The sequence below is a fragment of the Thermogemmata fonticola genome (genome assembly GCF_013694095.1).
GTDB lineage: Bacteria > Planctomycetota > Planctomycetia > Gemmatales > Gemmataceae > Thermogemmata > Thermogemmata fonticola.
Genome location: NZ_JACEFB010000004.1, coordinates 314,170 through 325,470, shown reverse-complemented (window position 1 = coordinate 325,470; position 11,301 = coordinate 314,170). Strand labels below are relative to the sequence as shown.

General features: G+C 63.4%; 9 protein-coding genes, 1 pseudogene and 1 CRISPR repeat array. Of the genes and pseudogenes, 5 read left to right on the top strand and 5 right to left on the bottom strand.

Going from position 1 to position 11,301, the window contains the following annotated elements; all coding sequences use genetic code 11:
* The 3 genes from H0921_RS08585 to rarD all read left to right on the top strand — a co-directional run.
* A partial coding sequence (locus H0921_RS08585; protein ID WP_194537633.1) for an SDR family oxidoreductase occupies nucleotides 1-466 on the top strand: 466 nt, incomplete at its 5' end.
* Between the two features lie 21 nt (nucleotides 467-487).
* Nucleotides 488-1,651 (top strand): aromatic ring-hydroxylating oxygenase subunit alpha, encoded by a 1,164-nt coding sequence (locus H0921_RS08580; RefSeq protein WP_194537632.1) that lies wholly within the window; start codon nucleotides 488-490, stop codon nucleotides 1,649-1,651.
* Nucleotides 1,648-2,622: an EamA family transporter RarD gene (gene rarD, locus H0921_RS08575; RefSeq protein ID WP_194537631.1), complete on the top strand. Its 975-nt coding sequence runs from the start codon at nucleotides 1,648-1,650 to the stop codon at nucleotides 2,620-2,622. Before H0921_RS08580 ends, rarD begins: the two co-directional genes overlap by 4 nt.
* Here the strand turns inward: rarD and H0921_RS08570 are convergent.
* From H0921_RS08570 to H0921_RS08560, 3 genes are all read right to left on the bottom strand, one after another.
* Nucleotides 2,564-2,959: a hypothetical protein gene (locus H0921_RS08570; RefSeq protein ID WP_194537658.1), complete on the bottom strand. Its 396-nt coding sequence runs from the start codon at nucleotides 2,957-2,959 to the stop codon at nucleotides 2,564-2,566. The two genes, rarD and H0921_RS08570, sit on opposite strands and share 59 nt — an antisense overlap.
* Nucleotides 2,960-3,207: 248 nt before the next feature.
* A CRISPR array of direct repeats spans nucleotides 3,208-4,322; the repeat unit is 36 nt; unit sequence CTTTCACATGCAGTGATGCCGAAAGGCGTTTGAAAC.
* Between the two features lie 218 nt (nucleotides 4,323-4,540).
* Nucleotides 4,541-5,758, bottom strand: a complete 1,218-nt coding sequence (locus tag H0921_RS08565; RefSeq protein ID WP_194537630.1) for a molybdopterin molybdotransferase MoeA — start codon at nucleotides 5,756-5,758, stop codon at nucleotides 4,541-4,543.
* Between the two features lie 31 nt (nucleotides 5,759-5,789).
* On the bottom strand, nucleotides 5,790-7,484 hold the full coding sequence (locus H0921_RS08560; protein WP_194537629.1) for a sulfatase family protein: 1,695 nt from the start codon (nucleotides 7,482-7,484) through the stop codon (nucleotides 5,790-5,792).
* A gap of 304 nt (nucleotides 7,485-7,788) precedes the next feature.
* Between H0921_RS08560 and H0921_RS18525 the strand changes: the two genes are divergently transcribed.
* Nucleotides 7,789-8,223 (top strand): TIGR02996 domain-containing protein, encoded by a 435-nt coding sequence (locus tag H0921_RS18525; RefSeq protein WP_194537628.1) that lies wholly within the window; start codon nucleotides 7,789-7,791, stop codon nucleotides 8,221-8,223.
* A 69-nt stretch (nucleotides 8,224-8,292) separates the two neighbouring features.
* Here the strand turns inward: H0921_RS18525 and H0921_RS18520 are convergent, their stop codons facing one another.
* On the bottom strand, nucleotides 8,293-8,760 hold the full coding sequence (locus H0921_RS18520; protein WP_228499264.1) for a macro domain-containing protein: 468 nt from the start codon (nucleotides 8,758-8,760) through the stop codon (nucleotides 8,293-8,295).
* Nucleotides 8,761-8,928: 168 nt separating this feature from the next.
* Nucleotides 8,929-9,479, bottom strand: a pseudogene (locus tag H0921_RS18515) (DUF4433 domain-containing protein); the annotation flags it as partial.
* Nucleotides 9,480-9,876: 397 nt separating this feature from the next.
* On the opposite strand from H0921_RS18515, the gene H0921_RS08545 reads away from it, so the two are divergent.
* Complete coding sequence (locus tag H0921_RS08545) at nucleotides 9,877-11,298, top strand: KamA family radical SAM protein (RefSeq protein WP_194537627.1); 1,422 nt, start codon at nucleotides 9,877-9,879, stop codon at nucleotides 11,296-11,298.
* Nucleotides 11,299-11,301: the final 3 nt, after the last annotated feature.

Genomic DNA, 11,301 nt, shown 5'->3' with positions numbered 1-11,301 from the left:
GGCATGGCGGGGGGTGTTTGATTTGAATCTGGTAGGCGGGGTGTTGTTGCCGTGCCAGGTGTTTGGGGAGGTGATGGTGGCGGGGGGTGGGGGGAGCATTATCAACATCGCCTCGCTGGCGGGGATGCGACCGCTGTCGCGGGTGGTGGCTTATTCGGCGGCGAAGGCGGCGGTGCTGAACCTGACGCAGTGGCTGGCGCGGGAGTGGGCGCCGTATGGGGTGCGGGTCAACGCGATCAGTCCGGGGTTTTTCCCGGCGGAGCAGAATCGTCGGCTGCTGTACGATGAGGCGGGGAATTACACGGAGCGGGGCCAGGCGATCATCGCTCATACGCCGATGGGGCGTTTTGGGGAGCCGTGGGAGTTGGGCGGCGCGGTGGTTTGGCTGGCGAGTCGGCGGGCGAGCGGTTTTGTGACGGGGCAGAATATTGTGGTGGACGGCGGTTTTTCCTGCGTCACGATTTGAAGGGGAAGGGAGGGTTCAGCGATGGAAGGAACAGGAAGGGGTGTAGCGGAGGCGGTGCGGGAGGTGCTGGCGGATTTTGATCCGGGTCGGCCGTTGAGCCGGGCGCGGACGCTGCCGAAGGAGTGGTACACCTGGGAGGGGGTGGCGGAGCTGGAACGGGAGGCGGTGTTTGGCCAGACGTGGCAGGCGGTGGGTCGGCGGGAGCTGGTGGCGGAGGCGGGGTCGTATGTGACTTTCGCCGTGGCGGGCGAGCCCGTGGTGGTGGTGCGAGGGGAGGACGGGGTGCTGCGGGGTTTTATCAACGTTTGTCGGCACAAGGCGGCGCGGGTGTGCACGGCGGAGCAGGGGCGGGCCAGCAAGCTGCGGTGCCGCTATCACGGCTGGACGTATGACCTGAGGGGCCGGCTGCGGGGCGTGCCGGAGTTCGCCGGGGTGGAAGAGTTCGATCGCGAGGCCAACGGCTTGCCGGAGGTGGCAACGGCCGAGTGGGGACCGTACGTCTGGGTCCATCTGGGCCAGCCCGCGACGGACCTGGAAAGCTATCTGCACCCGTTGCCCCAGTGGGCAGCCGACCGGCAGGCGTTCCAGGGCTTAGTCTGGCACGAGCGGCGGGTTTATGACCTGGCCTGCAACTGGAAGGTGTATGTGGACAACTATCTCGACGGCGGCTACCACGTCAACACGGTGCATCCCGGCCTATCCGAAGCGTTGCAGTACCGGGACTACCGCACGATTTGCGAAGGGGCGACGGTGTTGCAAGTCAGCCCGTTGCAGGCGGCGAGCGGCGCCGTCGGACGCACCCGCAGCGGAGACCTGGCCGCCTACTGGTGGGTCTATCCCAACGTCATGTTCAACATCTACCCCGGCGTGATGGACTGCAACATTGTGGTGCCCCTGGGGGTGGAGCGCTGCCGGGTCCTCTTCGACCTCTACTTTGCCGAGGGAACGCCGCCGGACTTCATCGCGGAAAGCCTGGCGGTGACCGAGCAAGTTCAGCGGGAAGACATGGAAGTCTGCGAAGAAGTCCAGCGGAACCTCCACAGTCGCAGCTACCGTTACGGGCGCTTCAGCGTGGAGCGGGAAAACGGCGGCTATTACTTCCACCAGCTTTTGGGCCGCGCGCTCCAGGAAGCGGCAGGCGTCCAGCCCCGGACTTCCACTCCCGCTCCGGGGAGGTCCGCGTGACCGGCTCCTCCCGTTCCGGCCTCCTCTGGGGCCTCGGCGCCTACACCTGCTGGGGACTGGTGCCCCTCTACTTCGCCCTGCTCAAACGCTACGGCCTGTCCGCCGGGGAAATCCTCGCCCAGCGGATCGTCTGGTCGTTGCCCCTGCTTCTGCTTTTGGTGACGCTCCATCGTCAGCCCCGCGCGGAACTCCGCCGCGCTCTGGCAGACCGCAGCCTGATGATGCGCCTGGGGGCGTCCGCCAGTCTGTTGGCCGTCAACTGGCTGCTGTACATTTACGCCACCGTCACCGATCGCGTCGCCGAAGCCAGCCACGGCTACTTCCTCCTGCCCCTGGTCAACGCCGCCCTCGGCTCCGCCCTGCTCGGCGAACGCCTCCGCCCCGCCCATTACCCCGCCCTGGCCCTGGTCGCCCTCAGCGCTGCGCTTCCCCTCCTCCTCAACGGACAGGGGGGCTGGCTCCCCCTCGCCCTCCCCCTCACCTTCGGACTCTACAGCCTCCTCCGCAAACAAATCCCCCTGGATTCCATCGCCGCCCTGACCGTCGAAACCGCCCTCCTTCTGCCCCCCTCCGCCGCCTACCTCCTCCTCGCCGGCTCCGGTCACCACCACCTCGGCGCCACACCCGCCGCCACCGCCGCCATCCTCGCCAGCGGACTCGTCACCGTCGTCCCACTGCTCGCCTTCACCCTCTCCCTGCGCCGCCTCACCCTCCTGGCCCTCAGCTTCCTCCAGTTCATCTCCCCCACCGTGCAACTGCTCCTGGCCCTCACCGTCCTGGGTGAAGAGCTGACCACCGCCCGCCTGGCCGCCCTCGCCTGCGTCTGGCTCGCCGTCCTCCTCGTCCTCGCCGATGCCCTCCTGACTCACCTCCGCCGCCCTCGCACCCCGCACGCCGACCCTTCCCCGACCCTCACCGCTTCCCCAGCCCCTTCAGCACCGCCACCACATCCTTCACTGCCGCCTCGTTGACACCAGGGGTCGAGGCGGACCGCATTCCGGGGGCGGAACCTCCCCCGCTCGCCCCTCTCCCACCATTCGCCATTCGCCCCACCGCTCGCCGCTCGCCGCTCGCTGTCTTCCACCATTCGCCCTTCGCCATTCGCCATTCACTGCTTTCCGCCATTCGCCATTCGCCATTCGCCCGAACCGCTCGCCGCTTCCCACCATTCCCCATTCCCCACTCCCCATTCCCCACTCCCCATTCCCCACTCCCCACTCCCCACTCCCCACTCCCCATTCCCCATTCGCCCGAACCGCTCGCCTTCCCTGTGCGGAACTGACCCACATCATTCAAACCAACGTTCATTCAAGCACCTCCGCGTGCAACTTCGACCTCACCTCAATTTCGACGTAACTAACTGCCATAAAACAACTTGATCCGAATCTACTAGCGGGGACGTGCTTGATTAATCGCAACCTCTTATTTCCCAATACTATACGTTACTGATCTTTCCTCCGAAGGGGGGTCGGAAAAAAAATCGAAAAATTTTTTGGGGGGGTGCTTGAAAGTACCTCGAGCAAATGCTAGGATTTCTAGGGCGGCAAGAGCCAGCTCTTTCACATGCAGTGATGCCGAAAGGCGTTTGAAACCGTGAACGTCGCGTACATTCAAACCGTGATGAGTCTAACTTTCACATGCAGTGATGCCGAAAGGCGTTTGAAACCAACAGTTTCAGATTCAGAATTAGTGCCGTTATCAACCTTTCACATGCAGTGATGCCGAAAGGCGTTTGAAACAGTTGTATGACGCGACAGAAGCAGAGAAGTTGCTTCTTTCACATGCAGTGATGCCGAAAGGCGTTTGAAACATCAGCACAGCGGCCTCGTGCTGCCCCTGGAAGGACTTTCACATGCAGTGATGCCGAAAGGCGTTTGAAACGGATGGCATCACGGAGAAGCTTTACTCGCGTTCCAGCTTTCACATGCAGTGATGCCGAAAGGCGTTTGAAACCTCGATGACGACCGGCGCGTCAACCGTCCGCGCAATCTTTCACATGCAGTGATGCCGAAAGGCGTTTGAAACCCCTTCACCAGATTCCTTAGCTCCTCCCAGTAGTCTTTCACATGCAGTGATGCCGAAAGGCGTTTGAAACGAAAGACGAACTAATCGATTTTCGCGACTGCTCGCCGGCTTTCACATGCAGTGATGCCGAAAGGCGTTTGAAACGATGTGGATGCATCATGACGCCGCGGTGTCATATCCTTTCACATGCAGTGATGCCGAAAGGCGTTTGAAACCCAGACAGTGACACATAAACCTCCATGACTCTCCTCCTTTCACATGCAGTGATGCCGAAAGGCGTTTGAAACACCACACCTTTCTGCCATTTAGACACTTCCGGTTCACTTTCACATGCAGTGATGCCGAAAGGCGTTTGAAACTTGCTGCCCAGGAGCCTGAGCTACCCGCTCCTGGTCTTTCACATGCAGTGATGCCGAAAGGCGTTTGAAACGATGTGGATGCATCATGACGCCGCGGTGTCATATCCTTTCACATGCAGTGATGCCGAAAGGCGTTTGAAACACATAATTAGTCTCCTCTTCGCGGCGCTTGGATACCCTTTCACATGCAGTGATGCCGAAAGGCGTTTGAAACTTACTTATGTGAACATAAACATCATGAAAACTTTTAACTTTCACATGCAGTGATGCCGAAAGGCGTTTGAAAATCTCTTGCGAGGGGCCGGGAGCGGAAGTCTGCGGGAGCCGCTGCCGGCTTTCCTTTTTCCCAGGCTCTTTTTCTGCGGCGGTCGGAGAGGCCAATAGCAGGAACCCTTCCCGGAGGCGGCGGGGTTCCGTCGTTTCGTTCCCGTCGATCTGGGTTTTTCAGGTTGTTCGTGGGTCGTGCGGTGAGGTGGCGGAAGCGGGGAAGGGGCAGGGGGGCGGCTCAGGTGCGATCCAGGGGGATGAAGGAGGCGGGGTCGGTGGGGGCGTAGCGAACGTCGCCGGGGGGGAGCAGGAGCAGGGCGTTGGCGGCCAGCAGGGCGCGCAGATCGGGGGCCCCGGACCAGGGGAGGGGTTTCACGAGCAGTTCGGTGGGTCGGAGTTCGTAGCGGGCGGGGTGATAGGTGGGGCGGTCGTTACTGGCGGCGAAGGCTTCCCGGAAGCGGGCAGGGAGGACGGGGGGATAGCAGTCGGCTTCGGCATATCCGAGGAGTCGGCGGAGGGCGGGAAGGACAAAGAGCTGACAGCAGACGAAGGCGCTCACTGGATTGCCCGGCAGGCCGAAGACGAGGCGATCGCCGCAGCGGCCAAAGAGGAAGGGTTTGCCGGGTTTCATGCGGACCTGGCGGATGTGTTCGTCCAGTCCCAGGGTGCGGAGGGTGCGGGGCACCAGGTCGTAATCTCCGACGGACATCCCTCCGGCGATGACGATGGCATGGCACTGTTGGAGCATGCGTTCGAGGCCGGCGCGGAGGGGGGCTTCTTCGTCCGGGAGGATGCCGAAGTCGATGGATTCGAGGGGCAGTGCGGCGAGGAGGGCGGAGAGGAGGGGGCCGTTGCTGTTGTAGATTTTCCCTGGGGTCCCCGGCTGGCCGGGAGCGAGCAGTTCATTGCCGGTGGCGACGATGCCGACGCGGGGGGCGGCGATGACCTGTACGGACGCACGGCCGAGGCTAGCGAGCACGCCCAGGGCGGCGGGTGTCAGGCGGGTGTCAGGGGTGAGGATGGCTTCGCCGGCGTGCATTTCCTGACCGCGGGGATAGACCCACTGGCCGGGGCGGACGGGTCCCTGGCGCAGGCGGATGTGGCCGGTGGGGAGCAGTTCGACGTCTTCCTGCATGACGACGGCGTCCGCCCCGGCGGGCAGGGGGGCACCGGTGAAAATCCGCTGGCACTGGCCTGGTCCGATCCCTGCTCCCGGCGCAGCACCGGCGGCGATCTCGCCGATCACCTGGAGGACGGTTCCGGCTGACGGGCAGTCGGCGGCACGGACGGCGTAGCCATCGCGCAGGGATTTGTCGCAGGCGGGACTGTCCTGCGGGGCGATGATTTCTTCGGCCAGGAGGCGGCCCAGCAGGCGGCGGTCCAGGGGTTCGCGGGTCGGCGACAGCGGTTTGACAGCAGCCAGGACGATCTGTTGGGCGGCGTTCACTTCCAGCATGGCGAACGTTCCCTTGGAGGCAGACGGCGCTCTACTTTTTCTTCTTGGGAGGCGGGGCGGGGTCCGTGAAGGGGGGGCGTTCAAAGCGGCAGTCGGCTTCCACGAGGCGGGGGTCGTCCGCTGCGCGCAGGCGGCGTTCGAGTTCCTGGGCTAGCTTGTGCCGTGGGGCGTCGTAGCGGGGGTCCTGGGCCAGGTTTTTCATCTGGTAGGGGTCGTGGCGGAGGTCGTAGAGTTCCTCGGCGGGCCGTTTGTCGAAGGCGAGGCGGAAGAAGGGTTGCCAGCGTTCCTCGTGGCCGTGGAGGATGAGCCAGGCTTTGGTGGGTCCGGCGTCGAGGTCAGCGAAGGCGGCGAAGGTGTCGTTGGCGAGCACGTCCCAGGAGGGCAGGGGGGTGCGGGCGGCGGCTTTGGGGTCGCCCATCGGCCAGCGGTCCGGTGCGTAGTTGCGAATGTAGAGCCACTCCCGTGTGCGCAAAGCCCGTTGGGGATAGGGCCGGTTGCCGGCGCGGGCATCGGCCACGTGGCGCTCCCGACCGGTGATGACCCAGGTGCGGCTGGGATCGACCTGCCCGCTACGGTCGCTGCGCAGGATGGGCAGCAGGGAGCGTCCCGCGGTGCCTTTGGGCACGGGCACGCCGCCGAGCTCGAGAAATGTCGGGGCCAGGTCCATGAGGTTGACGAAGTCATCGACGGTCCGCCCGCCGGGGATGCCGGGGCCGGCGACGATCAGGGCCACCGCCGTGCCGAAGTCGTAAAGGTTGCATTTGCCACGGGGGAAGCCCGGCCCGCCGTGATCGCCGCTGAGCACCACGATGGTCCGCTCCGCCTCCCCGGCTTGTTCCAGCCGCTTCAGCAGAACACCGAGCAGGCTATCGAGCGCCTGCACTTCCCCCAGGTAGTCCGCCAGGTCCTCCCGGACTTCCGGCACATCGGGCAGAAACGGCGGCAGGCGGCCTTGCAGCGCGTCCGGGTCGATGCCCCAGAGCTTTTTCCCGGAGCCGCGGGCCCAGGAGCGGTGCGTGTTCGTCGGGCCGAACCAGTAGAAAAACGGCTCCCCCGCCTGGCGCTGCCGCAAAAACGCCGCAAAGTTTTCGTCCGCCTGCTGGAGCAGCCGCGCCTTGGCCTGTTCCACGCTCGCCCCTTGTTCCACCGCCTGCATCGCCTGCTGAGAGAAGCGCTGGAAGGCCATCCCCGCTTGCTGATAGGCGAAGCGCTGCCCGCCAAAGGGGGCATCCGCGGGCGTGCCCGGACTCCACACCTTCCCCGTCTTGCCGATCGTGTACCCCGCCTCACGCAACAGCAACGGCACCGCCGGCAAGCTTTCCTCCCATTGCGCCCCTTGCAGTATGGCGGCTCGTCCGGTCTGGAAAAAGTATCGGCCCGTCAGCAGGGAACTGCGGCACGGCGTGCAGGACGGCGCCGGCACAAAAGCATGGCGGAAGACTACCCCCCGACGCGCCACCGCGTCGATGTTCGGCGTGCGCAGCACCTGGCACAAGCCCGCCGGCGCTGCTTCGTGGGCGGCATACACCGAAGCATACCGGCCCCAATCGTCTGCGAAAAAGAAGAGGATGTTCGGCCGCTGGGCCGCGCTCGCCGCCGCTTCCCCTCCTGCTAACACCGGCGCAGCCGCCGCCAGCAGCCCGGCGACTGCCAGACCCCAGACCCAAGTCCCCCCACCGGCACGCCGCCCCCGCCGCCTGGCCCCAACCTCATGCTCGTACCTCATCGCTTCCTTCCTCCCCTAGCCAGAAAAACTGTCCCCGCCGGGACAGGCTGTCTTCTATGATGCCGTCCGCCGCCGGCTTTGTCGAGACACTCGCCTCAGGAAGTAGCTGGCCAACCGAAACCGCCGCTGCCAAAACTTGTCCACCCCCAAGCATGGACAGCCCGGCGTCACCGGCCGTCCCCCTCCTCCGATCCGCCGCAAAACTCGACAGGCAGGAAAACCGGAAGAGGATATAATCCAAACAACCTCCAGACGGAATGAACCAGCTCATCTGGGATGAAAAACTTGCGAAGGACGCAGGGCCATGCGGGAGCGTGAGGTGCCGGAGCCGTTTGTGGTGGAGCCGTGGTGGGGACGGTTTGGGTCCACTGCACTGACACTATTGCGTCAGATCGCCAAACAGCCATTGGACCCGTTGCCCCGTCTAATTCTGGCCGATTTTCTCGAAGAAAATGGCGCCCCGGCGCGAGCCGAGTTCATTCATCTTCAGGTGCAACACATGATACTGGACCTGATTGGGAATCAGGTCGGCGACGCTGGCGCGAAGGCGTTGGCGCAATCGCCCTACCTGCAGAACTTGGCCTTTTGGGCCTATAGGACAATACGATTAGCACTGAAGGTCAGGAGGCGTTGCGGAATTCGCCGTATCTGCGGCAGTGTAAGGTCGTCTATGAGGCGGCGGGGTGAGAACAAATGTAGAAATGATTTTGTGAACAGTAAACCTCGGATTGTCAAATAGCCAATTTTCGGAAGTGACAGGGTACAGTCATACGGGAACGCTCGGTGCCGGAGCCGTTCATTTCCCGTTTCACTCGCCGAGCAGGTATTTTTCGCTGAGGTATTGCTCGTCGATTTCGCGTTCGCGGGGCAGGTAGATGGCGACGTCGATGCCGAGATCGTGGAGGTACCGACACATCAACGGTCCGACCTGTTCCCAGCGGAGTCCTCCCAAGCCGCAACCGAGGGCCGGGAAGGCGACAGACTTCACCCCTTCTGCCCGGAAGTGATCGCGGAACCAAGCGAGGCCGGCTTCGATGTCTTCGATTCGAGAATTGTCGCGCCATCTCCGCTTGGTGGCAAAGAGCAGGAACCATTTGATGGCATTGGGGATGTCCTGGGGGGTGGAGAGATCGGCCAGGTCTTCGTCCAGGGAGCTTTCCCGCTTGTAGAGGCAGGGTTTGCCCGCCGCCAAGCGCCGCGTTCGGCAACAGTCCTGGTAGTAAACGTAGACGTCGGGGAACTGATACTTGGCGCGCGAGGCCAATCCTTTGCCCATGATACCCTGGAGGTTCACGCTCACCGTGAGCGTTTGCATGGTGGAGAAGAACATATCTCCCTCGACCAGGGAGATGTTGTTTCCGATTCGTCTCTTGAAGTCGGGCTGGAAGAACAGATTCGGTTCGGGGACGACGGGGATTTTCGCAGGGCGGATGTGGCTTTCGAGTTGCTTTTTCACCTGATGGCTGGCGACGTAGATGGTGTGGATCGAGGAGGGGTCGATCTGTTCCGGCACGAGGCACTCGGCCATGATTTTGCGTTTCGAGCCATCCTCTTTTTTCCAGTAGTCGGCCTGGAGGATGGACCACTGGTTTTGGATGATCTTCCGGCCGTCCGAGGCAGGGAAGAATTGTGTCAGTTCGCTGGCAGCGTTGCCGTCGGTTATCCAGATGTGGGGCAGGTGGAGGACTTCGGCTTGACGCCGAGGACGGCGAGATAGTCAGCGCCTTTCTCGTAGACGACGCGGTACATCATGGGATTGCGGGGCTGGAAGTACAAGTTGGCGTACTCCCAGAGACTTCGGCCGTCGGGGGTCATTCTGTGCTGGCGGTTGCTGACGATGCTGGCGTCGTAGATCGGTGTGAAGATCGGTGTGAACGGCACGCCTTCGGTGGCAACACGGCTGTGGGACAGGATACCTTTCTCCAGGATCGAGGAGACATTGTCCAGGTGCGTGATGTAGTAAAGGCTTTTGATTTCAACCCGATTCCGGGGCATGGGTTTGTCCTCGCGGGGTCCTCCTGCTGCCTCCATTGTACGGGGCGCGCTGAGGGGCGGGACTGCAACGGAGGGCGGCAGGTGGGGAGCGTTGCGGGTGTCACGAGGCGCGGAGGGTGTGAAGGGCGGAGGGTAGGCTGAAGTGGACGCTGGCAAGGGGGAGGGCGGTGGGGAGGCGGGCGGAGCGGATGCTCTCAACGGCGCAGACGGAACAATTTGGCAATTTCTTGGCTTCCGAACGGTGAGAGCAACTTGTTTCCGGCGCAGTCGGTGTTAAGATTTCATCTTATGAAGCCGACTCGTGATATGCGTGATGCAACGCTGAGTCGCTCCCGCCTGCTCGGTGCCATTGGGGGCACGAGGCGGAATCTCCCGACCCGACGAGGTCCGCGTCTGTATGTTCGAGCTTGATGCTCGCCGTTCGTTGGCTCCGGCCGTTCCTACGCCCGCGCTGGCGTCCGAGGAAGAGGAACCTCCGAGTCGTCCGCGGCGCCATCCCACCTGGCACGATGTCCCGGAAGAGCAATGGCAGGACTGGCGCTGGCAGATGCAGCATGCCATCCGTTCGGTGCGGCAGTTGCGCCGCCTGCTCCGCCTCAGCCGGGAGGAACTCGAAGCCATTGGCCGCCTGGAAGGCGACTACAAAATGGCCATCCCGCCCTACTACTTCTCCCTCATCGATCCGGACGATCCCCAAGACCCCATCCGTTTGCAATCCGTCCCCTCGGCGCAGGAAGCGGAGTCGGCCTCCGGCTACGCCCTGACCGATCCGCTGGAGGAAGATAAGGACTCGCCCGTGCCCGGCCTCACCCATCGCTATCCCGACCGGGTGCTGCTTTTGACCACGCCGAACTGCTCGATGTACTGCCGCTTCTGCACCCGCAAGCGGGCCACGCTCACCCGCGGCGGCTGGGAAGCCATCCATCCCAATGACGAACGGATGATCGACTACATTCGGCGGCATCCCCAGGTGCGTGATGTCATCGTCTCCGGCGGCGATCCGCTCACCCTCCCCCTGCCCAAGCTGCGCTATTACCTGGAACAGTTGCGGGAGATTCCCCACGTTGATGTCGTGCGCATCGGCACGCGCGTGCCGGTGACCTTGCCCCAGCGCCTCTTCGATCCGGAACTGATTGAACTGCTGGAGTCCGCGGAGAAGGTGTACGTCCACACCCATTTCAATCATCCGCGGGAGATCACGCCGGAGGCGAGCCGGGCCTGCCGGGCCTTGATCAAAGCCGGCATTCCCGTCAACAATCACACGGTGCTGCTGCGTGGAGTCAACGACGATCTGGCGATCATGCGGGAATTGATCCGCGGCCTGCTTCGGATCAAAGTCCGCCCCTACTATCTGTTCCACTGCGATCCGGTGGTGGGGGCTGGGCACTTCCGCACCAGCATCTGGAAAGGGCTGGAGATCATCGAAGGGCTGCGAGGACATGTCAGCGGCATCGGCATCCCCACCTATGTGGTGGACAGCCCGCACGGCGGAGGAAAGATTCCGCTGATGCCGAATTATCTGGTGTCGATGTCGGACGACGCGGTGGTGCTGCGCAATTACGAAGGGCTGCTGATTCGCTATCAAGCGGAGGACAAGCCGGCGACGATTCGACCCACGGCCACGCAAGGGGTGAGTGCCTTGCTGCAAGGGGACCAGTCGGTGCTGGTGCCGGAGGGGAACGAGCGGATGGCCCGGCGGCGGGCGTCCACGAGCCGCAAATCCCGGCGCAAAGGCGCAGCCACCGGCACACGCAGCACCAGCAGCAAAGCCGCGCCGCGCATCCCGCTGCCGCTGGTCCCCGATCCCGCCCACTCCTAGACG

Excerpts from the sequence above, each read along its gene's own strand:
- H0921_RS08545 (WP_194537627.1), top strand. The coding sequence starts at position 9,877 with ATGTTCGAGCTTGATGCTCGCCGTTCGTTGGCTCCGGCCGTTCCTACG.
- H0921_RS18520 (WP_228499264.1), bottom strand. The coding sequence starts at position 8,760 with ATGGGCAAAGGATTGGCCTCGCGCGCCAAGTATCAGTTCCCCGACGTC.
- H0921_RS18525 (WP_194537628.1), top strand. The coding sequence starts at position 7,789 with ATGCGGGAGCGTGAGGTGCCGGAGCCGTTTGTGGTGGAGCCGTGGTGG.
- H0921_RS08565 (WP_194537630.1), bottom strand. The coding sequence starts at position 5,758 with ATGCTGGAAGTGAACGCCGCCCAACAGATCGTCCTGGCTGCTGTCAAA.
- H0921_RS08570 (WP_194537658.1), bottom strand. The coding sequence starts at position 2,959 with ATGAACGTTGGTTTGAATGATGTGGGTCAGTTCCGCACAGGGAAGGCG.
- H0921_RS08580 (WP_194537632.1), top strand. The coding sequence starts at position 488 with ATGGAAGGAACAGGAAGGGGTGTAGCGGAGGCGGTGCGGGAGGTGCTG.
- H0921_RS08560 (WP_194537629.1), bottom strand. The coding sequence starts at position 7,484 with ATGAGGTACGAGCATGAGGTTGGGGCCAGGCGGCGGGGGCGGCGTGCC.